The organism is Flavobacteriaceae bacterium GSB9, from assembly GCA_022749295.1.
GTDB lineage: Bacteria > Bacteroidota > Bacteroidia > Flavobacteriales > Flavobacteriaceae > Flavisericum.
On record CP062007.1, the window covers coordinates 2277188 to 2299827 of the forward strand.

The 22640-nt window shown below is 37.7% G+C and carries 21 protein-coding genes and 1 tRNA gene; 13 read left to right on the top strand and 9 right to left on the bottom strand.

Annotated features, from left to right (window positions below; translation table 11 throughout):
• Positions 1-26 precede the first annotated feature (26 nt).
• The 3 genes from GSB9_01995 to GSB9_01997 all read left to right on the top strand — a co-directional run bounded on the left by GSB9_01995 (position 27) and on the right by GSB9_01997 (position 5983).
• Entirely contained in the window at positions 27-2783 is a 2757-nt protein-coding gene (locus GSB9_01995; GenBank protein ID UKM65427.1) for a PD-(D/E)XK nuclease family protein, read from the top strand.
• A gap of 3 nt (positions 2784-2786) precedes the next feature.
• The gene (locus tag GSB9_01996) at positions 2787-3626 is read left to right on the top strand and encodes an alpha/beta hydrolase (protein UKM65428.1); all 840 of its coding nucleotides are present in this window, start codon (positions 2787-2789) and stop codon (positions 3624-3626) included.
• 161 nt (positions 3627-3787) lie between these two features.
• On the top strand, positions 3788-5983 hold the full coding sequence (locus GSB9_01997; protein UKM65429.1) for a heavy metal translocating P-type ATPase: 2196 nt from the start codon (positions 3788-3790) through the stop codon (positions 5981-5983).
• A gap of 55 nt (positions 5984-6038) precedes the next feature.
• On the opposite strand, the gene GSB9_01998 is transcribed toward GSB9_01997, so the two are convergent.
• Positions 6039-6112, bottom strand: a tRNA-Ala gene (locus GSB9_01998).
• 164 nt (positions 6113-6276) lie between these two features.
• On the opposite strand from GSB9_01998, the gene GSB9_01999 reads away from it, so the two are divergent.
• Together GSB9_01999 and GSB9_02000 are read left to right on the top strand one after the other, a co-directional pair.
• Positions 6277-7611 carry an MATE family efflux transporter gene (locus GSB9_01999; GenBank protein ID UKM65430.1) on the top strand — a complete coding sequence of 445 codons (1335 nt, stop codon included), beginning with the start codon at positions 6277-6279 and terminating at the stop codon, positions 7609-7611.
• Positions 7612-7634: 23 nt separating this feature from the next.
• Entirely contained in the window at positions 7635-7811 is a 177-nt protein-coding gene (locus GSB9_02000; GenBank protein UKM65431.2) for a hypothetical protein, read from the top strand.
• 84 nt (positions 7812-7895) lie between these two features.
• On the opposite strand, the gene GSB9_02001 is transcribed toward GSB9_02000, so the two are convergent.
• Positions 7896-8537, bottom strand: a complete 642-nt coding sequence (locus GSB9_02001) for a 2OG-Fe(II) oxygenase (protein UKM65432.1) — start codon at positions 8535-8537, stop codon at positions 7896-7898.
• Between the two features lie 113 nt (positions 8538-8650).
• Between GSB9_02001 and GSB9_02002 the strand changes: the two genes are divergently transcribed.
• Together GSB9_02002 and GSB9_02003 are read left to right on the top strand one after the other, a co-directional pair.
• A complete protein-coding gene (locus GSB9_02002) occupies positions 8651-9106 on the top strand; it encodes a 6-carboxytetrahydropterin synthase (protein ID UKM65433.1) in 456 nt (151 codons plus the stop codon).
• A 185-nt stretch (positions 9107-9291) separates the two neighbouring features.
• Positions 9292-10044, top strand: coding sequence for a UDP-2,3-diacylglucosamine diphosphatase (locus tag GSB9_02003; GenBank protein ID UKM65434.1), 753 nt, complete (start codon positions 9292-9294; stop codon positions 10042-10044).
• Here the strand turns inward: GSB9_02003 and GSB9_02004 are convergent.
• Genes GSB9_02004 through GSB9_02006 form a run of 3 tightly spaced genes read right to left on the bottom strand, consistent with a single transcriptional unit; the run spans position 10041 to position 13470 of the window.
• Positions 10041-11309, bottom strand: coding sequence for an MFS transporter (locus GSB9_02004; GenBank protein UKM65435.1), 1269 nt, complete (start codon positions 11307-11309; stop codon positions 10041-10043). The two genes, GSB9_02003 and GSB9_02004, sit on opposite strands and share 4 nt — an antisense overlap.
• A gap of 4 nt (positions 11310-11313) precedes the next feature.
• Entirely contained in the window at positions 11314-13008 is a 1695-nt protein-coding gene (gene recJ / locus GSB9_02005; GenBank protein UKM65436.1) for a single-stranded-DNA-specific exonuclease RecJ, read from the bottom strand.
• A 15-nt stretch (positions 13009-13023) separates the two neighbouring features.
• A complete protein-coding gene (locus GSB9_02006) occupies positions 13024-13470 on the bottom strand; it encodes an OsmC family protein (GenBank protein UKM65437.1) in 447 nt (148 codons plus the stop codon).
• Positions 13471-13528: 58 nt separating this feature from the next.
• On the opposite strand from GSB9_02006, the gene GSB9_02007 reads away from it, so the two are divergent.
• The gene (locus tag GSB9_02007; protein ID UKM65438.1) at positions 13529-14119 is read left to right on the top strand and encodes a carboxymuconolactone decarboxylase family protein; all 591 of its coding nucleotides are present in this window, start codon (positions 13529-13531) and stop codon (positions 14117-14119) included.
• 459 nt (positions 14120-14578) lie between these two features.
• On the opposite strand, the gene GSB9_02009 is transcribed toward GSB9_02007, so the two are convergent.
• The 4 genes from GSB9_02009 to GSB9_02012 form a co-directional block, all read right to left on the bottom strand.
• On the bottom strand, positions 14579-15148 hold the full coding sequence (locus GSB9_02009) for a uracil-DNA glycosylase family protein (protein ID UKM65440.1): 570 nt from the start codon (positions 15146-15148) through the stop codon (positions 14579-14581).
• A gap of 55 nt (positions 15149-15203) precedes the next feature.
• On the bottom strand, positions 15204-15548 hold the full coding sequence (locus GSB9_02010; GenBank protein UKM65441.1) for a HopJ type III effector protein: 345 nt from the start codon (positions 15546-15548) through the stop codon (positions 15204-15206).
• Between the two features lie 66 nt (positions 15549-15614).
• On the bottom strand, positions 15615-16289 hold the full coding sequence (rsmI, locus tag GSB9_02011; GenBank protein ID UKM65442.1) for a 16S rRNA (cytidine(1402)-2'-O)-methyltransferase: 675 nt from the start codon (positions 16287-16289) through the stop codon (positions 15615-15617).
• Between the two features lie 3 nt (positions 16290-16292).
• Entirely contained in the window at positions 16293-17036 is a 744-nt protein-coding gene (locus GSB9_02012) for a hypothetical protein (GenBank protein UKM65443.1), read from the bottom strand.
• Positions 17037-17144: 108 nt separating this feature from the next.
• Between GSB9_02012 and GSB9_02013 the strand changes: the two genes are divergently transcribed.
• The 5 genes from GSB9_02013 (at position 17145) to GSB9_02017 (ending at position 22632) form a co-directional block, all read left to right on the top strand.
• The gene (locus GSB9_02013; protein UKM65444.1) at positions 17145-17792 is read left to right on the top strand and encodes a thymidine kinase; all 648 of its coding nucleotides are present in this window, start codon (positions 17145-17147) and stop codon (positions 17790-17792) included.
• A complete protein-coding gene (alr, locus tag GSB9_02014; protein ID UKM65445.1) occupies positions 17785-18894 on the top strand; it encodes an alanine racemase in 1110 nt (369 codons plus the stop codon). Before GSB9_02013 ends, alr begins: the two co-directional genes overlap by 8 nt.
• 60 nt (positions 18895-18954) lie before the next feature.
• Positions 18955-19356: a large-conductance mechanosensitive channel protein MscL gene (mscL, locus tag GSB9_02015; GenBank protein UKM65446.1), complete on the top strand. Its 402-nt coding sequence runs from the start codon at positions 18955-18957 to the stop codon at positions 19354-19356.
• A gap of 137 nt (positions 19357-19493) precedes the next feature.
• Entirely contained in the window at positions 19494-20483 is a 990-nt protein-coding gene (locus GSB9_02016; GenBank protein ID UKM65447.1) for an aspartate-semialdehyde dehydrogenase, read from the top strand.
• A gap of 97 nt (positions 20484-20580) precedes the next feature.
• Entirely contained in the window at positions 20581-22632 is a 2052-nt protein-coding gene (locus GSB9_02017) for a prolyl oligopeptidase family serine peptidase (protein UKM65448.1), read from the top strand.
• Positions 22633-22640: the final 8 nt, after the last annotated feature.

Here is a 22640-nt window from a genome sequence, read left to right on the forward strand (position 1 = left end):
TCCGAAGCGTTTTTTATTTTTATAACATGACGACATTCATTTTTGATGTTTTAAAAGACTTAAAAGACAAATATTCTAACCTATCTGAATTAACCTTTATTGTCCCCAGTAAACGTGCGGGCTTATTTCTAAAACATCAATTACCTGAGATTGTAAACCAAACCGCTTTTGCGCCTTCAATTTTAAGCATAAAAGAGTTTGTTGAACAACTTTCGCAACTAAAAAGCATATCGAATACCGAACTGCTTTTCGAGTTCTACAATTCATATTCGGCATTAACAAAATCCGCTAAGCGCGATACGTTTGAAACCTTTTCTAAGTGGGCTCAAATTTTACTTCAAGACTTTAATGAAATTGACCGCTATCTCATTCCTCAAGAAAAAGTATTTGATTATTTGAGTGCGATACAAGATTTGAACCATTGGTCGTTAGAACCTCAAAAAACTGATTTTGTAAAAAACTATCTTTCATTTTGGCACAGGCTACATGACTATTACAGACACTTTACCCAAAACTTGCTTAAAAAACAGATTGGCTATCAAGGCTTGATTTATCGTGAGGCCGTTGAAAACATAGAATCTTATATACAAAGTAATTCTGAAAAGAATCATGTTTTTTTAGGGTTTAATGCCTTAAATACTGCTGAATCCTCCATTATCCAAGAATTGCTTCAAAATGATATGGCCCATATATATTGGGATATCGATAGTGTTTTCTTCAATAACAAGAACCACGATGCCGGCTTATTTATCAGACAGCATAAAACCAATTGGAAATACTTTCAAAACCATCCGTTTCATTGGATTACCGATAATTATTCAAACAAAAAGAGCATCTCAATGTTTGGCGTTCCAAAAAATATCGGACAGGCTAAACACATAGGTTCTATTCTAAAAAACTTACAGACCAACAACTCTACGTTACAAAGCACAGCAGTGGTTTTGGGAGATGAAAATTTGCTTATACCGGTGCTTAACTCAATACCTTCAAACATCAATAATCTTAATATTACAATGGGCTTTCCTTTGAAATCCATCCCATTGGCCTCTTTGTTTGAAACACTATTCCAATTGCACAAAAACGGTACAAAAAAACATTATTACAAAGACGTTATTAAAATTATTTCACATCAATATGTTAAACCTTTATTTTTTGATGATGATAAAGATTATGCCTCACATATTATTGAAACTATAGAATCCAACAACCTTGTATATGTATCGATAACTAAACTAACAGAAATTACACCGCAGTTTTCCAATATTCTAAATTTATTGTTTTTAAGTTGGGAAAACTCAACAGATTATACTGTAAACAACTGTTCAAAATTAATTCTTGAGATTAAAAATAATTTGGATAGAAACAAAGCATCAAATTTACTTTCCCTAGAATATTTGTATCGATTTAATGCCTTGTTCAATGAAATTTATCGGTTGAATTCCCAGCATCAATACATTAAAAACGTTTCAACTTTACATAGTGTTTACAAAGAACTTTTAAGCTCAGAAACCTTAGATTTTCAAGGCGAGCCGTTACAAGGGTTACAAATAATGGGCATGCTAGAATCGCGTGTTTTAGATTTTGAAACGGTTATTATTTCTTCAGTAAACGAAGGTATATTACCTTCAGGAAAAACCCAGAACTCCTTTATCCCTTTCGATGTTAAAATTGAGAACAAACTGCCCACTTACAAAGAAAAAGATGCTGTTTATACCTACCATTTTTACAGACTGTTACAACGTGCTAAAAACATTTACATCCTTTATAACACAGAGGCCGATGTACTCACTGGTGGCGAAAAAAGTAGATTTATCACGCAATTGGAGCTTGATAACACACACAACATCGACCATAAAATTATTGCGCCAAAAGTACCCATCATAACTCCAAATCTTAAGCGCATAAAAAAAACCGTCGCACTACAAAAGGAACTCATGCTACTGGCTAAAAGAGGATTTTCGCCATCGTCGTTAACCAATTACATAAGGAACCCTATAGATTTTTACAATCAGAGTATTTTAAAAATTAGAGAGCACAACGATGTAGAAGAAACCGTTGCAGCTAACACACTCGGTACCGTTGTGCACAATACTTTAGAGGATTTCTATAAACCTTTAGTTGGAATAATCTTGACCGAAAAGATTATAACGAATTTAAAATCAAAAATTGAAGAACGCGTAACACATCATTTTAAAAACGAGTACAAGCAAGGCGATTTTTCAACTGGAAAAAACCTGATTATTTTTGAAATTGCCAAGCGCTACGTAACCAATTTTATAAACCTGGAGCTACAGGAAGTTAAAGCCGGTAACGAGATAAAAATAATAGCCATAGAAGCCAATAACGAAATTGACATTAACATTCCTGAACTCAATTTCCCTGTAAAATTAAAAGGTAAAGTAGATCGTGTTGATCAATACAATGGCCTGTTACGAATTATAGATTATAAGACAGGAAACGTAGCTTCTGGTCAAGTCGAGATCGTTGATTGGGAGGATATATTAACCGACTACAAAAAATATAGTAAAAGCTTTCAAGTGCTTACCTACGCTTACATGATGCAAGCATCAAAAGGTTTAATCTTTCCAATAGAAGCCGGTATTGTTTCCTTTAAGAACTTAAGCTCGGGATTTTTAAAATTTGCAAAAAAAGAATCCCCCAGAAGTCGGAAAAAAGACGCTCTCATTACACAAGAAACCCTTGAAAAGTTTGAGCTTGAGCTAAAAAAACTAATTATTGAAATTTGCAATTCGGATGAAGATTTCATTGAAAAAGAAATTTAAACTATGACTATTTCAAAAAACATTATCATACAAGGAAAACATAACAAGCCTATTTTAACCGATGTGTTTTTTACTAAAACCCAAACCGTAAAACCCATTATTATTTTCTGCCACGGCTACAAAGGGTTTAAAGATTGGGGTGCTTGGGATATTATGGCGAAAACCTTTGCTGAAGCAGGGTTTTTCTTTATAAAATTCAATTTTTCGCATAATGGAGGCACTGCAGAACAACCCATTGATTTTCCCGATTTAGAAGCCTTCGGAAACAATAATTACACAAAAGAACTCGACGATTTACAAACTGTTATTAATTGGACTTTTGATAGTTTTGAATTTCAAGATGAGGCCGACACCAATAACATCAGCCTTTTTGGCCATAGCCGCGCAGGTGGAATCGTAACTATAAAAGCCGAAGAAGAACATCGAATTAAACAGGTTGTAAGTTTGGCTGGCGTTTCAAATTTTGGCACCAGAGCACCTATTTTAGGAAACGCAGCCACTTGGAAAAAAGAAGGCGTAAAATACGTTTTAAACGGACGGACAAAACAACAAATGCCTCATTATTATCAGTTTTACGAGAATTTTATTACCAATAAAGACCGACTTAACATTAAACGAGCGGTTTCTAATTTAAAAATACCTTACCTCATTGTTCATGGCAGTGAAGACCCCACGGTTAAGGTTGAAGAAGCAAAAAATTTACATGATTGGCAGCCCAACAGTTCACTTAAAATCATTGAAGGTGCTAACCATGTTTTTGGGGCTTCACACCCCTACCTAAAAGACAAATTACCAAAACATTTAAAACAAGCTGTAAACACAATAATTTCTTTTTTAACTTAATAGGGTTAATTTTAACAACCTACTTACACACAGACTAACTCTATTTTGACTAATTCTGAATTGGCTAGCACTCTCCTTTAATAGGTTTAAAATTGATATCTTTAAACAACCCATTTATTGCCCAAGACACATCTAAAATTTCGAAATGCCTACGCTAGAAAATGAACAAACTGCATTTAGAACTTAGTAAAATCCATCATTCTCGAAAAGCCCGAAGAATTGAGCAAATACTCAAAAAAGAAAAAGGCATTAATAGCGTGTCTGTTTCGGCTTCGGGAAGAACACATTTAGAGTGGGATAACAGCCTAACCAACCAGACCGTTATTTTTGAAAAGATTAAAAAATTAGGCCTAAATATTATACACATAGAAAATAACGACGACATTGAAAACCACTCAGAACATGAACACGGCCATTCCAGTCTTTATTTTTTAGGAGAAAACACCGAACTATATTTTGCAGTTACCAGTGGTGTTTTTTGGGGAATAGGTTTTGTTTTTTCTTTCATTGCTAACATACCCGAAACCATTTCCACTTGGCTTTTTATTATTGGGGCTGTTTTAGGAGGTGTTTTTACGTTTCATACGGCTGGAAAAGATTTGCTTCGCGGAAAGTTTGAAATCGATTTTTTAATGCTGTTTGCGGCCATTGGGGCGGCCATTTTAGGCAAATGGGGAGAAGGTGCGCTTTTGTTATTTCTATTTAGTCTAGGCCATGCCTTAGAGCATTATGCCATGAAGCGCACGAGAAAGTCCATCGCTGCTCTTTCCCATTTGGCTCCTCCTATCGCGATGTTGAAACAGAACGGCACATTGACCGAAGTGCATATCGAACAACTTAAAAAAGGAGACATTATAGTTGTAAAACCTAATTCTAAAATTGCAGCCGATGGTGTGGTTGCCAAAGGAAATAGCCCTGTTAACCAAGCATCAATAACAGGTGAAAGTCTTCCCGTTGACAAACGCCCTAGTCCAAATTGGCAAAACGAAAACGAGGTAAATAAACTGTTGCCAGAACATCGGGTTTTCGCCGGCACTATTAATGGCAGTGGTGTTTTGGAAATTAAAGTATTGAAAGAAGCAAAAGACAGTACCCTTTCTCGTTTAATAACTTTAGTAAAAGAAGCCGAGACCCAAAAATCGCCCACACAGCACCTTACCGATAATTTTGAAAAATATTATGTGCCTTTTGTTTTGGGCTTGGTAATAATACTATTGTTTGCCTTTTTGATAATTGACGAAACGTTTTCTGAAAGTTTTTATCGTGCTATGTCTGTATTAATTGCTGCGTCACCGTGTGCTTTAGCTATTTCTACCCCAAGCGCCGTTTTAGCCGGTATTGCCCGTGCCGCACGACAAGGTGTGTTGATTAAAGGCGGTCGCCCACTTGAAGATTTAGGCGGACTTAACGCTATAGCATTCGATAAAACAGGAACCCTTACGGAAGGTAAACCTAAGCTAACCCATGCCATACCCTTTGGAAACATCACAAAATCACACTTACTATCGGTTGCCATTGCGGTAGAAGCATTAAGCGATCATCCACTGGCAAATGCCATAGTGGAAGGCGGCAAAAAAGAATTGGGTACTATCGATATTCAAGAGGCCGAAAACCTAACGGCATTAACCGCAAGAGGAATACGTGCTGAATATAACGGAAATACAGTTCATATAGGTAACAGAAGACTTTTTGAAGAATTAACAAAAACTAAAATTCCAGAAGCTATTGATTTAAAAATGTCAGAACTCGAATCGCATGGTCACACCGCCATGATCGTCCATCAAAGTAATGAGTATTTGGGTATCATTTCTGTGATGGATGTCGCTAGAGCTGAAGCTAAATTAACCCTTGCCAATCTCAAAAAATTGGGCATCAATCGAATGATAATGCTTACTGGTGACAATCAAAAAGTAGCAAATGCTATTGCTAAAGATATAGGAATTACAGACCCTATGGGCAGTTTACTACCAGAAGACAAAGTACATGCTATAGAGCAATTAAAAAAAGAGGAAAACCGCGTGGCCATGGTTGGTGATGGTGTAAACGATGCCCCTGCAATGGCTAAAAGCACAGTAGGCATAGCCATGGGCGCAGCAGGCTCTGATGTGGCTCTTGAAACTGCAGACATTGCACTAATGGCCGACAAACTCGACAACCTTCCTTTTGCTATTGGTTTAAGCCGTAAAGCCAAACGTGTAATAAAACAAAACCTAATAATCAGTCTAGGCATGGTAGCACTTTTGGTACCCCTAACCATTATGGGAACAATTGCAATAGGTCCAGCAGTTGTTGGCCATGAAGGATCTACTTTGGTGGTTGTTCTAAATGCGTTAAGGCTATTGAAGTATGAAATTTGAAAACTCTAACCCTATAAAGAAAAAAGGCTTACAATCTCTTGTAAGCCTTTTTATGTGGAGCATATCGGAGTCGAACCGATGACCTCTACGCTGCCAGCGTAGCGCTCTAGCCAGCTGAGCTAATGCCCCAAATTGATTTAAACAATTTTAAGGCACAAATATATACAATTATCCATTTAGGCACACTAAATGGACTTAAATTATTTATACCTCCCTGAATAAACTAAAATATTCTTAGCCATAAAGATCTAAAACACAAATTTAAAATAACTTTGCGGCTTCAACCTTTGTTTATGAGTATTGATATTAGCTTAAAACATATCAACAAATTGGCTATTCCTGCATTAATAGCTGGCGTAGCCGAGCCCATTTTATCGATGACCGACGCTGCTATTGTTGGCCATATAAAGATTAATGCCACCGAATCGTTGGCTGCTGTTGGCATTGTTTCTACTTTTCTTTCTATGCTTATTTGGGTATTGGGGCAAACCCGAAGCGCCATTTCATCTATTGTATCACAATACCTTGGCGCCAATAAATTAGAGCTAATTAAAGATTTGCCTGCACAGGCCATTTTAATAATCACATCATTAAGTTTATTAATTATTGCGGCTACTTATCCCTTGGCAGAACAGGTCTTTAAACTTTATAATGCCACAGATTTAATATTAGATTACACTGTTGTTTACTATAAAATTAGGGTGCTCGGTTTTCCTTTTACGTTATTTACCATTGCGGTTTTTGGGGCCTTCCGAGGCTTGCAAAACACCTATCACCCCATGATTATTGCCATTATTGGAGCTACAACCAATATTGTAATGGATATTGTATTGGTATATGGCATCGAAGGATTAATTGCACCTATGAATCTAAAAGGGGCCGCCTATGCCAGTGTTATTGCCCAAATTCTAATGGCTGGATTGTCTGCTTATTTTCTTCTTAAAAAAACTGTAATTCCCCTAAAGGTAAGTTTACCCTTCAATACAGAAATTAGGCGCTTTATTTTAATGATTCTCAACCTTTTTGTTAGAACCGTTGCCCTAAACGTTACGCTTTATTTTGCAAGTTCCTTTACCACCAGTTACGGTGCCAATTATATTGCAGCATACACCATTGCCATTAATTTATGGTTTTTTGGCGCATTTGTGGTTGATGGTTATGCGGGCGCTGGCAATATACTTTCAGGAAAGCTATTCGGTGCCGAAGCCTACGGTACCCTAATGGCGCTAAGTAACAAACTTATAAAATACGGATTGTTAATCGGATGCATTTTAGCTGTAATCGGCGCTGTGCTGTACTATCCCATTGGGCGTATTTTCACCAAAGAACCTGAAGTATTAAACGTATTTTACGATATTTTTTGGATAATTTTAGCCATGCAACCGCTATGTTCCTTGGCATTTATTTTTGATGGTATGTTTAAAGGCCTCGGAAAAATGAAATATCTCAGAAACGTTTTACTATTTTCAACATTTATTGTGTTTGTTCCCATTTTGTTTGGTTTGGATAGTTTGGGACATAAACTGCATGCCATTTTTATTGCCATGACATTTTGGATGCTTGCCCGTGGTATTCCATTAATCATAAAATTCAGAAAGACCTTTTTACCATTAGCCGAAAAACAATAACTTTGCTTATAAACGTAACTACTGTGCATTTAATTACCGCCGTGCAAGACATCGATGACATAAAGGAAAAAATAGCCAGCGCACCCGACCAAGGTTATGAAATTGGCGTTTTCATTGGCACCATTTTGCCTTTTGTAGTTTTAGTGACGATAGCTTACCTCATTTACAGATACAACAAGAACAAAATAAATAAAGAATAATGGGCAACAGACTTTTTTTAATCCTGGCCATAGTATTAATCATTATCTACTTTTACAACCGTTACAGAGGCCGCAGAAGATAGTTTATCGCGTTTTTAACCAACCAGTAATACTTAAACGTTCGGTATTTACGGGCTTTACTTCGTGTTCAATAATTTGGCTCTCAAAGATAACAACCCGTCCTGGGAACGGATAAATTTCCTTTTTGCTTTCCTCCCCATTGTCATTAAAATAAAGTACCAATTCGCCGCCATTTTCAGGCTGCCAATCCTCCTCGTTTAAATAACAAACTAACGACAATTTTCGTCGGTCATCATTCTGAAACGTATCGATATGCCGCTTGTAAAACGTTCCTTTTGGATACAGTGCATAATGAAACTCCTTTTGCAAAATACCCAAAAAGCAAGTGCGGTTTAAGTAGTCTATCAAGTTATTTATTTTATTAAAAAACAACTGTTCGACGGTGTTGGCCTTACGCTCGTCCATCCACAAAATAAAGTCGCCACGAATAGATCTTTCAATGGTTTCATTAACACGGTTGCCAATTGCCGCCTTCTTAAAAGCATCTTCTTGATGTTTTAAAAGTAGCATTTGCCTTAATTGGGCAACCTCATCGGGAGCTAAGAAATGCTCAACAATACTATACTGTTGGCTCCCTATATCTGCAATAATTTGCTCATAAATAGGGTTTTCTTCAAAACCTACAGATTCAAAAAGCGGGTTCATACATTCAAAAACAAAACACTATAAATTATAATTGAATAAAAAGTCCGCAAATGTAATCTAAAAATCGATTGGTAAAACAAAATGAATATCTTTGTATAAATTTTTAATTCCCTATGGGCAACAATATCCGTATCACCAAAAAATTCGATTTTGAAACCGGCCACGCCCTTTATGGCTACGACGGAAAATGCAAAAATGTACACGGCCACAGCTACAAACTTTTTGTTACCGTAATTGGCAAACCTATAACCGACAAATCGAATGTAAAATATGGTATGGTAATCGATTTTGGCGACCTCAAAAAAATTGTAAAAGAAGAAATTGTAAACGTTTTTGACCACGCCACCGTGTTTAATAAAAACACCCCCCATATCGAGTTGGCCAACGAACTTGAAAGCCGCGGACACAATGTGCTTTTAGTCGATTACCAGCCCACTAGCGAGATGATGGTGATTGATTTTGCAAAAAAAATCAGCCGACGTTTGCCACCACAAATTAGCCTCCACAGCTTAAAACTTCAAGAAACCGAAAGTTCGTTTGCCGAATGGTTTTCGTACGATAACATTTAGAGCGTTACCTTTCAGGTCGGGCTTTACATTACAAGTCCGCACTCGTACCTCGCTTTCGGGCTTTTCATTGCAATCCCTAACGCACTTATTTGCGGTGTACTTTGCTTTACCAATGGTCGGAACCTCCACAAAAATTAGGAGACCCCACATTCCTACCTTAGCTGGAATTATTTTATATTTACCACATGCAAATTCCAGAAGGAAAAAAAATATACTTTGCTTCCGATAACCATTTGGGCGCTCCAACAGCCGAGGCCTCACGCCCTCGTGAAAAAAAATTTGTAACCTGGCTGGACGAGATTAAGCACGATGCCGCTGCCATTTTTTTACTTGGCGATTTGTTCGATTTCTGGATGGAATTTAAAACCGTTGTGCCTCGTGGTTTTACGCGTACCCTTGGTAAACTAGCCGAAATTAGCGATTCTGGCATTCCCATTTACTATTTTGTTGGCAACCACGACCTTTGGATGAATGGCTATTTTGAAGAAGAACTTAATATTCCCGTTTACCACAAACCAAAGGAATTCACTTTCAATAACAAAACCTTTTTTATTGGGCACGGCGATGGTTTAGGGCCAGGCGACAAAGGTTATAAACGCATGAAAAAGGTATTTACCAACCCCTTTTGCAAATGGCTGTTCCGTTGGTTGCACCCCGATTTGGGTGTTCGTATGGCACAATACCTCTCGGTAAAAAACAAACTTATCTCGGGAGATGAAGACGCCAAATTTCTAGGTAAAGACAACGAATGGCTTGTACATTATTGCAAACGCAAACTAGAGGATAGGCACCGCGATTATTTTGTGTTTGGCCACCGCCATTTACCTTTAAATATAGACCTCAACGAAGACTCTAAATATATTAATCTAGGCGACTGGATTTCCTATTATACCTACGGCGTTTTTGATGGAAACAAGATGGAATTAAAAGAGTATTAAGTTGCGCTTTCGCTCGCTTCGATATCATCGGTTAAATCTAAATTTCTCAGCGTTGGATTTTTAATTCCAATAGCTGTGACAGTAATTAATGTCATTGTACCACCAAAGACCACAGCAGCTACAGGACCTATTAATTTTGCGGCCAATCCACTTTCAAAAGCACCTAATTCGTTAGAAGACCCAACAAACATCGAGTTTACTGCCGACACCCTTCCGCGCATATCATCGGGCGTTTTTAACTGTAAAATAGTTTGTCTGATTACCATTGAAACACCATCGGTAGCACCGCTTAAAAACAAGGCCGCCACACTCACCCAAAACATATTGGAAAGACCAAAGGCAATAATGCAAATACCGAACCCGAAAATGGTAGCCAACAATTTTTTTCCAGCATTTTTGCTAACAGGCAAATATGTTGTCATAAACATACTAAATATGCTTCCCAACGAAATGGAAGCATTCAATACTCCAAATCCTTTAGACCCCACTTCTAAAATGTCTTGGGCAAAAACTGACAAAAGTGCTACTGTGCCACCAAATAAAACAGCTATCATATCCAATGTTAAGGCGCCTAAAATGGCTTTATCACTAAACACAAAACGCACCCCTACCTTTAAACTTTCCTTTACGGGCTCTCCAATTTTAGGATTTAGAATTGGTTTTTTCTTTATAAAAAAAGTGAGTACAAAAGATAAGGCCACAAGAACAAAAATCATACACAAAGTTTTTGGAACCCCAATCCAATGAATTGAAAAACCACCCAGAAGCGCCCCTAAAACAGCGGCTGCTTTCCAGGTACTTGTGCTCCATGTAGCAGCATTAGGATAAATTTTCTTGGGAACAATCAACGCCACCAAGGAAAAAATAGTAGGACCAAAAAAAGAACGTAAAAACCCTCCAAAAAAAACAAATGCATAAATAGCATACAATATAGTGTTTGTGTCCCAATTGGCTATGAGCCTGTCCCATGTTAAAAAAAACAGACCCAAACTAATTAACGAAAATGCAGCAATACAAATAGCCAACAAATTTCGCTTTTCTTTTTGGTCTACGATATGGCCAGCAAACAAGGCCATGGTAAAAGCAGGTATAATTTCCATCAAACCGATTAGACCTAAATACAGTGGGTCTTTGGTTAAACTATATACCTCCCATTCTATAACAATAAATTGCATAGACCACCCAAAAACCAATACAAAGCGCACTAGTAAAAAAATATTGAACTCTTTAATCCTGAGTGCCGCATAAGGATCTGTTTTAGCCATAGCATTAAGCTTTAATATCTCTTAGTTTCAATTGTAAACTTACATTACCCTGCCATTCATTTTCATCTATGGAATACACGGCCTTAAACAATTTTCCATTTGAAATGGTATCAAATTTATCACCCATGCTGAAACCAATACAAACAAATCTACTTGAAGAATTAGGTTGAGTGGCCGTTAACCTTAAATGTGTTTTATCTGCTCCCACACACTTTCCGTAGCCTGTATCAACTAAGTTATCGGTCATAAAAACAGGCGTCATATTACTTGGACCGTAAGGGGCAAACTGTTTTAATATTCTGTAGAATTTTGGGGTAATATTGCCTAAATCAATCCGTGTGTCGATGTTAATTTCTGGGGTGAGTAAACATCTATCGATAGTTTTTGAAACCACATCTTCAAAAGCTTGTTTAAAAGCATCATAATTTTTTTCTTCCATGGTTAATCCAGCAGCGTATTTGTGCCCACCAAATTGTTCAATGTGCTCTTTGCATGCTTCCAAGGCGTTGTAAACATCAAACCCTCTTACAGACCGTGCTGAAGCCGCTAATTTATTTCCGCTTTTAGTAAAAACCAAAGTGGGCCTGTAATACGTTTCAGTTAACCGAGATGCCACAATACCTATAACGCCTTTATGCCACTCAGGGTGATACACTACGGTGGTTATTCTGTTTTGCTCATTTAATTCTTCAATTTGCTGTAGTGCTTCTTCAGTAATTTGTTTGTCGGTTTCGCGTCTTTCTAAATTGTAGTTATTTATGTCTTCAGCATATTTTTCTGCCAGTTTTGGTTCTTCTTCAGCCAACAAGCTTACCGCATAATTGCCGTGCTCCATTCGGCCAGCTGCATTTATACGTGGTGCCACTATAAAAACCACATCGGTAATCGTAAGTTCTGTTTTTTCAACCTTATCTAAAATAGCTTTAATGCCTGGTCTAGGATTGCTATTTATAACTTTTAGGCCAAAATAAGCCAACACACGGTTTTCTCCATCAACAGGAACAATATCGGCACCAATGGCCGTTGCTACCAAATCGAGATATTCAGTTAAATCGGCTGCCGTTTTGCCTTCTTTAGAAGCTAATGCCTGAATGAGTTTAAAACCCACCCCACAGCCACAAAGTTCTTTGTAGGGGTAGTTGCAATCTTCTCTTTTAGGATCTAAAACTGCCTCGGCTTGGGGTATTTCATCGCCTGGGCGGTGGTGATCGCAAATAATAAAATCAATGCCGAGTTTTTTGGCGTGAGCTACTTTTTCAACCGATTTTATACCACAATCGAGTGCAATAATCAGTGAAAAATCATTCTCCAGCGCAAAGTTAATGCCCTTATACGAGATACCATAACCCTCGTCGTACCTATTGGGAATGTATGTGTAGACTAAATTGTGTTTTGTTTTTAAATACGTAGACATTAATGCCACGGCCGTTGTACCATCTACATCGTAATCGCCATAAACCAATATATTTTCTTTATTGGCAAAGGCTTTTTCAATTCGGGCCACGGCTTTATCCATATCTTTCATCAAGAAAGGATCGTGAAGGTATTTTAGCTTGGGTCTAAAAAACTGTTTAGCCTCCTCGAATGTTTCAATACCCCGTTGCAACAGCAAGGTGGCAATATTTTCATCAACATCGAGTGCCTTTTGAAGCGATTTTATCTTTTCTGGCTTTGGCTGTGGTTTAATAGTCCAACGCATACAAACGATTTAAGGCTACTGTACAGGAAAAAAGTCTACGTTATCATAATGAAAATGCGTTTGTACATCCAATTCTGAAAACTGGCGGAACATTTCCATAACGCCACAGTACTTTTCTATGGATAAATCGACTGCACGTTGTAATTTTTTTTCGTTTAAATTTTCACCGTAGAAATAAAAATGCATACTTACCTTATCGTAATATTTAGGGTGTTCTTCGGTTAAATGGGCTTCAATTTCAATATTAAAATTTTCAACCTCCAATTTCATCTTTTTTATTAAAGCGGCTACATCGAGCCCAGAACATCCGGCCAACCCAGAAAGCATTAAGGCTTTTGGCCTGTAACCTTCGCCTTTACCTCCGTTTTCCTCTCCTGCATCTATAAATAAGTTGTGCCCAGAAGGGTTTGTACTTTCAAACCTCATGTCTCCCAACCACTTTGTTGAAACTTTAACTGCCATGTTTTTAAACTATTTTTCGTTACTTGTAGTTGTCAAAAATACTACAAAATTCATAACTATGCCTTTAGTAATGCCTTTATCTGCCGATCATGATTTGGAAACCAAGAAATTAGCTAGATTTTTCAATGAAACCTTAGGATTTTGCCCCAATTCGGTACTTACCATGCAACATCGCCCCGCCATTAGCAAGGCGTTTATTAATTTGAACAAGGCCGTAATGGCCAATGAAGGGCGGCTAACCTCGGCATTAAAGCGGATGATTGCTTGGGTGAGCAGTAACGCTACAGGCTGCAGGTATTGCCAAGCGCATGCTATTCGAGCTGCCGAACGTTACGGCGCTGAACAGGAACAGTTGGATAATATTTGGGACTACCGTACCCATCCTGCCTTTAACGAAGCCGAACGGGTTGCTTTAGATTTTAGTCTCGCCGCCAGCCAAGTGCCCAGTGCTATTGATGAGGATTTAAAAAAACGCCTCTATGAACATTGGAATGAAGGCGAGATTGTTGAAATGATGGGTGTAATTTCGCTATTTGGTTATTTAAACCGTTGGAACGACAGTATGGCCACCGCCATTGAAGCTGGAGCGATTGAAAGTGGTAAGAAATATTTGGGTAAACATGGTTGGGAACGGGGAAAGCATGGTTAGGCTATCGTCATTCTGAACTTGATTCAGAATCTCATAATGTTGTAAGGTTTTGAACAACCTGTTTATCAAATAAAAAAAGGGACAAAAAAATTAACGTCTAAAATTGTCCCTTAATTTCAACGCAAACACTGACACTTTCGGAGTTTCACTTGACCTAAAAAAACCTGATTTTCAAAAAATTACACAACCAAGTCTTTGTTCTTTTAGTAAGCAACATTCGTAGCTAAATTGTAGAGCTAATTTTTAAGACAGGTTTACTATGGAATATATCATCATATCCGGGACATTCATTCTTTTAAGGACAATAATAATAGAAATCGCAAAATCAAAAAGAATTTCTCAATTCAAAAAAACTAAAAATTCAAAAATCGAATCAATTGGTAATTACGAAAAGAAATCAAAAACCACACATCTCTATTTTCCTTTTTGGAAGAAAAAAGATGATGACTGAAAGTAAGCTTATTTTAATTCTTTTATTCTCTTTCTTAAATCCGGCAAAACCTCAACCTCAAACCACGGGTTTTTAGACAACCAAAACCGGTTTCGGGGTGACGGATGTGGCAAAGGCAAATATTTTGGCAAATATTCCCTGTAGTTTTTTACGGTTTCTGTGAGTGTTTTTTTCGCTGCTTTTCCCAAATAGTAGTTTTGGGCGTACATCCCAATTAACAGCACTAACTCCACTTGGTTCATCTCGTCAAATAAAGTTTGGTGCCACTCAGGCGCACACTCGGGGCGTGGTGGCAAATCGCCACTTTTACCTTTTCCGGGGTAACAAAACCCCATGGGAATGATGGCAAAATTTTCGGGATTATAAAATTCTTCCGCAGAAACATCTAACCATTTTCGAAGTTGTTTGCCACTAGCATCATCCCACGGAACACCCGATTCGTGCACCTTAATCCCTGGTGCTTGCCCCACAATTACAATTTTTGATTTGGTATGTGCAGACACCACAGGGCGTGGCCCAAGTGGTAAATGGGCTTTACAAATAGTGCATTGTTTTATGTTTTTAAGTAGTTGTTGCATCGATTAACACGTTGTCGATACATCACGGTTATAACGCAACACTCGAACAGACGTTTTACTTTTTCTTTAAGGGAACAGCTTCAAAAGACAAACCTCCAAAACCCGTTTTCATAAAATTACGAATATTTTGGTGGCCTTCACCGTTGGGGTCTTTTAAAACATCTTTAAAATAAAACTGTCCGAAACAGGCCAAGGCATCATCTTTAGATAAATCTTGTAACTTGGCAAAAGCTAATATTTTGCACGACCCTGAATTTTCTCCTGCTTTATTTTGAAGCGTTCCGTTTTTAAAAGCTGCGGGAGTGAATTCATAATTTTCATCTATTACAGCCATCGTTTCTGAAAATTCGATAGCTTGAGGTGTTTCCTTTAGTTTATTTTTAAATGTAGTAATAGTCATTTTTAAAATTTAAATTTTTAAAATTGTAGTTGATGAGCCACTAAAAAAACAGGTTAAGAAAAACTTTCACTTATTCGTTCCTGCAACAACAATCACTATTTCGCCTTTTGGAGGTTTGTTAGTATAATGCTCCAAGACGTCGCGTGCTGTGCCGCGGATAGTTTCTTCGTATAGTTTTGTGAGTTCTCGTGATACCGATACTTGGCGGTCTTCACCAAAATACTCGCAAAAGTGGCCTAAGGTTTTAATTAATTTATGCGGACTTTCATAAAAAATCATGGTTCGAGGTTCTTGCGCCAAAAGCAAAAGTCGGGTTTGGCGGCCTTTTTTAACGGGTAAAAAGCCCTCAAACACAAACTTGTCGTTTGGTAGCCCAGAATTCACCAAAGCGGGCACAAAGGCCGTAGCACCTGGCAAACACTCAATTTCAATATTGTTTTCTACACAGGCGCGGCTTAATAAAAATCCGGGATCTGAAATTGCTGGGGTTCCCGCATCACTTATTAAGGCTAACGTGGTTCCTGCTTTTAATTTCTGTACCAATACATCAACCGTTTTATGCTCGTTGTGCATGTGGTGCGATTGCATAGGGGTTGAAATTTCAAAATGTTTTAGCAATTTACCAGAGGTTCGGGTGTCTTCGGCCAAGATTAAATCGGCTTCCCTTAATACATCTATGGCTCTAAAAGTAATATCTTTTAAATTGCCTATTGGCGTAGGCACAATATAGAGTTTCCCCATGTTTTAGTTAAACTTAGCTTCTATAATTTGCATGAAACGTTCTTCAAATTCTTCTTTCCCAACCCAACCATTATAATCTGGTTTCACCATAGTTTCAATAAAGTTTTTAGCATTAGCATAGGTTTGAAAGGTGTTTAACTGCGATATCACGCGGTCGTAATCTTCGCTGTGGCCATCAAACAAGTGTTTTATAAATGCAATTTTATCGTTAAGCCCAATATTGAGCCCTCCTATTTTCAGCTTATCATTTAACGATTTTTTTTCATTAGGCTGTCCATTACTATTAACAGCAGGCTCAAAAACAGGGGTTTCATCGAATCCAGCGGTAATGTCGTCTAAATTAAACTGTTTGGGGCTGGGTTCTTCAGGTTTTGCTTCTTTTAAAGTATGATCTATTTCATCAAGGGCATCGGGCATTTGCGCAACCATATCCTTAATTTTGTTCATCACTGGCTCCATAATGGCTTCGTCTTCATCATCGTCCATGTTAACATAAATTTTGTCCTCAATCTCTATGTTATGGCTTATTTTATCATTGAACGTTCTGTCACGCATACCAAAATAAGTCGTGTCGTTGCCTATAGTTGGCAATTCGCCTTCAAAGTTATCGTGCGCAAATTTCAATACCGATAGTTTTTCGTATAGCACCGAAACCTCTGCATGCATTTTAAGCACGTCTTCCTTCCCTTTTAACTCAAGAATCCTATTGGCGACACTTATAAGTTGTTCTTCTATCTTCTTCTTCATAGTTTATAATTTTAAAAATTATTGTGCTATAGGCTTTTGTTTTTTAATAAATTTACGCCACCTTTATACAAACGAATAATTGCTTTGTTTTAGTGCTAAAATTACAAAATGTTTCTCGAAAATACGGTAAATCATAAAGAACAATTTGGTTGGATTGAAGTTATCTGTGGCTCAATGTTTTCTGGTAAAACCGAAGAACTCATTAGGCGATTAAAACGCGCACAGTTTGCTAGACAAAAAGTAGAGATTTTTAAACCCACAATCGATGTACGTTATGATGAGGATATGGTTGTATCGCATGACGACAATGAAATTCGCTCAACACCCGTACCGGCAGCAGCTAACATACCTATTTTAGCCGATGGCTGCGATGTAGTAGGTATCGACGAAGCCCAGTTTTTTGATGAAGAAATTGTTAGGGTGTGCAACGATTTGGCCAATAAAGGCGTTCGGGTAATTGTAGCTGGCTTGGATATGGATTTTAAGGGCAATCCCTTTGGCCCTATGCCTAATTTAATGGCTACGGCCGAATATGTTACCAAAGTGCACGCCGTTTGCACGCGTACTGGTAACTTGGCGCAGTACAGCTACCGCAAATCTAAAAGTGATAACCTGGTATTATTAGGTGAAGTTGAAGAGTACGAACCTTTAAGTCGTGCTGCTTACTATAAAGCCATGTTGCGCGATAAAGTTAGAAACATGCGGGTAAACGATGCTGAAGAAATAATCAATAAACCCAAAGACAACGATGCCTAAAGCGCAAGAAACGGTGCTTGAAATAAACTTAAAGGCACTTCAGCACAACCTTGAATACCTCAAATCGAAACTACAGCCTACCACCAAATTCATGGCCGTGGTAAAAGCTTATGCCTATGGTAGCGACGCAAATAAAACAGCTTATTTTCTTCAAAAACTAGGTGTAGATTATTTTGCTGTTGCTTACATAAGTGAAGGTATTGCGCTAAGAAAATCTGGAATAACAACGCCCATTTTGGTGTTGCACCCGCAAACAGTTAATTTCAATCAGCTCATTGAACATTGCTTAGAACCCGCGCTTTATAATACGAAGATTTTAGATGAATTTTTGGAGGTCGCTTCCACAGAAAAACTTCAAAACTACCCAATTCACATTAAGTTTAATTCAGGGCTAAACCGATTGGGTTTTGATGAAAAACACATCAACGATAATGTTTCAAAACTAAAAACCAACAGCTCTGTAACAGTAAAATCGATATTTTCACATTTGGCAGCCAGTGAAGATTTAAACGAAAAAGCATTCTCAATACAACAAATTGAACGCTTTAAAACTATTGCTAAAAATTTCACAAAAGGATTGGGCTACAAGCTTATTATGCACATGTGCAATACATCAGGAATTTTAAACTACACCGAAGCCCATTTTGATATGGTAAGAAGTGGTATTGGGCTTTATGGCTTTGGAAATTCTGAAAAAGAAAACCAATACTTAAAACCCATTGGCACCTTAAAAACGGTAATTTCTCAAATTCACCACATAAAAGAAGGCGAAACCGTAGGGTATAACCGTGCGTTTAAAAGCCTTAAACCCACTAAAACAGCAACGTTGCCTATTGGGCATGCCGATGGTATTGGCAGGCAATACGGTAAAGGTAAAGGTTACGTAACCATAAACAACAAAAAAGCACCAATAATTGGCAATGTTTGCATGGATATGATTATGGTTGATGTATCGAACATTAATTGTAAAGAAGGTGACGAAGTTATTGTATTCGACAATAAAAACACTGCTGAAAACCTAGCCGAAAGCGCAAATACTATTTCTTATGAGCTTATAACCTCTATCTCACAGCGCGTAAAGCGTGTTTTTACCGAAAAATAAATTACTAAATGTTAAAATTTTTTAGTTACTTTGATAGGTACTAATCAAAAATTTATAATTATGCTAAAGGAGTTTAAGGAATTTGCCATGAAAGGCAACCTGGTAGACATTGCAGTCGGTTTTGTAATGGGTGCCGCTTTTAAAGAGGTTGTTTCCTCATTTACCGGAGGAATTGTTTCGCCATTAATTGGATTGATTTTCAAAGCAGACTTTAAAGATTTAAAATATGTGATTAAAGAAGGTACATTAAACGACGCAGGAGAAATGGTAGGTGAAGTTTCTGTACTTTGGGGCGCGTTCTTAACCAATGTTATCGACTTTATTATTGTAGCATTTGTAATGTTCCTTATTGTAAAAGGCGTTAACAAAATGAAGAAAAAAGAAGAACCAGCACCAGAGGCTCCTAAAGGTCCAACTCAAGAAGAGTTATTAGGTGAAATTAGAGATTTGTTAAAAAAATAACAAACAGTTAATAATACAACAACCTGTTATTTGTTGTTAAAAAGCCCTCGTTTTTAAAAAATGGGGGCTTTTTTTAGATTTTAAAATGGAATTAATACTTAGTTTTGTCCTCACAAAATTTTAAAACGTTAGAAAAGATGAAAGTAGCTGTTGTTGGCGCCACCGGTATGGTTGGCGAAGTGATGCTAAAAGTTCTTGCAGAACGCAATTTTCCAGTAACCGAATTAATCCCAGTAGCCTCAGAGCGCTCTGTGGGTAAAACCATTACATACAAAGGCAACGATTATAAAGTAGTTGGTTTAGAAACGGCTGTTTCTATGCGTCCAGATATTGCTTTGTTTTCAGCAGGTGGCGGTACCTCTTTAGAGTGGGCTCCTAAATTTGCCGAAGTTGGCACCACTGTAGTAGATAATTCTTCAGCATGGAGAATGGATGCTTCAAAAAAATTGGTAGTTCCAGAAATTAATGCCAACGAATTAACAAAAGACGACAAAATCATCGCCAATCCTAACTGTTCAACCATTCAGTTGGTCATGGCGTTAAACCCGCTTCATAAAAAATATAAAATGAAACGTGTTGTCGTTTCTACGTATCAATCTGTTTCCGGTACCGGTGTAAAAGCTGTACGCCAATTAGAAAACGAAATCGCGGGGGTTGAAGGCGAGATGGCGTACCCTTATCCTATTGGAAGAAATGCTTTGCCACACTGTGATGTTTTTGAAGAAAACGGTTATACAAAAGAAGAAATGAAATTGGCACGCGAGCCACAAAAAATCATGAACGACCGTTCGTTCTCTGTTTCGGCTACCGCTGTTCGTATTCCTACAGCAGGAGGGCATTCTGAGTCTGTTAACGTTGAGTTTGAAAATGATTTTGATTTGGCCGATGTACGTAAATTATTAAGCGAAACACCTGGTGTTGTGGTTCAAGACAATACCGATACCAACACCTATCCAATGCCTATTTACGCACATGAAAAGGATGAGGTTTTTGTTGGAAGAATTCGTCGTGACGAAACACAACCTAACACATTAAATATGTGGATTGTGGCCGACAACCTTCGTAAAGGTGCTGCTACAAACACCATTCAAATTGCAGAATATTTAATCGAAAACAAATTAGTGTAAATTATCTGTATCTTAGATTATATAATTCTAAACTCCTGTATGCTTCTACAGGAGTTTTTTTATTTATTTTTGAATTTCATATATTAAACCAAACCTTTTGAAATACCCTCAAACCAAAGTCGAAAATATTATTGACACCTATTTTGGTGTCGAGGTAAAAGACTCCTACCGTTGGCTTGAGGACGACAGAAGTGCAGAAACAAAAGCTTGGGTTGAAGCTCAAAACCAAGTAACCAACAACTACCTGCAAAAAATTCCGTACCGGAACGATTTAAAAAATAGGCTTTCCAAACTATGGAATTACGAAAAGCGAAGCGCCCCATGTAAAGAGGGCGATTATATATATTTTTCAAAAAACCAAGGCCTACAAAACCAAAGTGTGGTCTACAGAAAAAAAACAAATGGAGAGGAAGAAATTTTTCTGGATCCTAATACGTTTTCAAAAGACGGAACAGTGTCTTTAGATACTCTTAGCTTTTCAAAAAGTGGAAAAATAGTGACTTACACCGTTTCAGAAGGCGGTAGCGATTGGCGAAAAGCTTTTATTATGGATACAGAGACAAAAACCATAATAGAGCCCGCTTTAACCAACATAAAGTTTTCACTAATTTCATGGTTTAAAGACGAAGGATTTTATTATTCCAGTTACGATAAACCGCAAGGGAGCGTACTTTCGGCCAAAACAGACCAGCATAAAATATATTATCATAAAATGGGGACTTCGCAAAAAGATGATGTGCTCATTTTCGGCGGAAAGCCAGAAGAAAAACACCGATATATCTATGCCAAAGTGACTGAAGATAATCGGTTTTTAGTTTTAAGCCCTCGTATTTCAACTTCTGGAAATAAATTGTTAATTAAAGACCTATCGAAACCAAAAAGTAAATTTGAAACCATTTTAAATCATACCGATAGCGACACCATCCTTATCGACAATGATGGAGACAACCTTCTTTTATTGACGAATTTAAATGCGCCAAACAAAAAAGTAGTTAAGGTGAGCGCCTCTAACCCTACCCCAAAACATTGGGCAGACCTCATTCCGGAAACCCATCAAGCTTTAACCATTTCAAAAAGCAGCGGATATTTATTTGCGCATTATTTAGTTGATGCTGTTTCCAACATAAAACAATTTGATTATAATGGTATTTTTATTCGCGAAATAGAACTACCAGGGCTCGGCACAGTATCGGGATTTAGCGGCAAAAAAGAAGACCAACAGATTTACTTTTATTTTACTAATTACAACACACCCTTATGTATCTATAAAATGGATGTTGAAAAAGGAAATAAAAGTTTGTTTTGGGAGCCTTCGGTTAATTTTAATCCCTCTGATTACGAAAGTCACCAAGTATTTGTGTCATCAAAAGATGGCACAAAAATCCCAATGATTATAACGCACAAAAAAGGCTTAGAAAAAAACGGCAAAAACCCAACTATTCTTTACGGCTATGGTGGATTTAACATCAGTCTTACCCCAAGTTTTAGCATTACAAATGTAGTTTGGATGGAGCAAGGGGGTATCCTTGCCATTCCCAACTTGCGCGGCGGTGGTGAATACGGCAAAACCTGGCATACCGATGGTATACAACAAAAAAAACAAAACGTTTTCGACGACTTTATCGCGGCTGCGGAACACCTAATTGATAATAACTATACGGCATCAAAATATTTAGCCATTAGAGGCGGATCTAACGGCGGCTTATTGGTTGGCGCCACCATGACCCAGCGGCCTGATTTAGCCAAAGTGGCCTTACCTGCCGTTGGAGTTTTAGACATGCTACGCTATCATACATTTACCGCTGGTGCAGGTTGGGCTTACGATTATGGCACAGCCGAAGACAGTAAAGCCATGTTTGAATACCTAAAAGGATATTCACCATTGCACAACATTAAAAAAGGTATTGAATATCCAGCAACGCTAATTACAACGGCCGACCACGACGACCGAGTAGTACCGGCACACAGTTTTAAGTTCGCTGCCGAACTGCAAAGCAAACAAAACGGCAAAAACCCTACCTTAATACGAATTGAAACCAACGCTGGCCACGGCGCAGGCACCCCTGTTAACAAAACCATAGAACAATATGCCGATATTTTTGGCTTTACATTGTTCAATATGAACATTAAAAGTCTAAAGAAAGGTTGATTTTCTTT

Excerpts from the sequence above, each read along its gene's own strand:
- GSB9_01995 (UKM65427.1), top strand. The coding sequence starts at position 27 with ATGACGACATTCATTTTTGATGTTTTAAAAGACTTAAAAGACAAATAT.
- GSB9_01996 (UKM65428.1), top strand. The coding sequence starts at position 2,787 with ATGACTATTTCAAAAAACATTATCATACAAGGAAAACATAACAAGCCT.
- GSB9_01997 (UKM65429.1), top strand. The coding sequence starts at position 3,788 with ATGAACAAACTGCATTTAGAACTTAGTAAAATCCATCATTCTCGAAAA.
- GSB9_01999 (UKM65430.1), top strand. The coding sequence starts at position 6,277 with ATGAGTATTGATATTAGCTTAAAACATATCAACAAATTGGCTATTCCT.
- GSB9_02001 (UKM65432.1), bottom strand. The coding sequence starts at position 8,537 with ATGAACCCGCTTTTTGAATCTGTAGGTTTTGAAGAAAACCCTATTTAT.
- GSB9_02002 (UKM65433.1), top strand. The coding sequence starts at position 8,651 with ATGGGCAACAATATCCGTATCACCAAAAAATTCGATTTTGAAACCGGC.
- GSB9_02003 (UKM65434.1), top strand. The coding sequence starts at position 9,292 with ATGCAAATTCCAGAAGGAAAAAAAATATACTTTGCTTCCGATAACCAT.
- GSB9_02004 (UKM65435.1), bottom strand. The coding sequence starts at position 11,309 with ATGGCTAAAACAGATCCTTATGCGGCACTCAGGATTAAAGAGTTCAAT.
- recJ (UKM65436.1), bottom strand. The coding sequence starts at position 13,008 with ATGCGTTGGACTATTAAACCACAGCCAAAGCCAGAAAAGATAAAATCG.
- GSB9_02006 (UKM65437.1), bottom strand. The coding sequence starts at position 13,470 with ATGGCAGTTAAAGTTTCAACAAAGTGGTTGGGAGACATGAGGTTTGAA.
- GSB9_02007 (UKM65438.1), top strand. The coding sequence starts at position 13,529 with ATGCCTTTAGTAATGCCTTTATCTGCCGATCATGATTTGGAAACCAAG.
- GSB9_02009 (UKM65440.1), bottom strand. The coding sequence starts at position 15,148 with ATGCAACAACTACTTAAAAACATAAAACAATGCACTATTTGTAAAGCC.
- GSB9_02010 (UKM65441.1), bottom strand. The coding sequence starts at position 15,548 with ATGACTATTACTACATTTAAAAATAAACTAAAGGAAACACCTCAAGCT.
- rsmI (UKM65442.1), bottom strand. The coding sequence starts at position 16,289 with ATGGGGAAACTCTATATTGTGCCTACGCCAATAGGCAATTTAAAAGAT.
- GSB9_02012 (UKM65443.1), bottom strand. The coding sequence starts at position 17,036 with ATGAAGAAGAAGATAGAAGAACAACTTATAAGTGTCGCCAATAGGATT.
- GSB9_02013 (UKM65444.1), top strand. The coding sequence starts at position 17,145 with ATGTTTCTCGAAAATACGGTAAATCATAAAGAACAATTTGGTTGGATT.
- alr (UKM65445.1), top strand. The coding sequence starts at position 17,785 with ATGCCTAAAGCGCAAGAAACGGTGCTTGAAATAAACTTAAAGGCACTT.
- mscL (UKM65446.1), top strand. The coding sequence starts at position 18,955 with ATGCTAAAGGAGTTTAAGGAATTTGCCATGAAAGGCAACCTGGTAGAC.
- GSB9_02016 (UKM65447.1), top strand. The coding sequence starts at position 19,494 with ATGAAAGTAGCTGTTGTTGGCGCCACCGGTATGGTTGGCGAAGTGATG.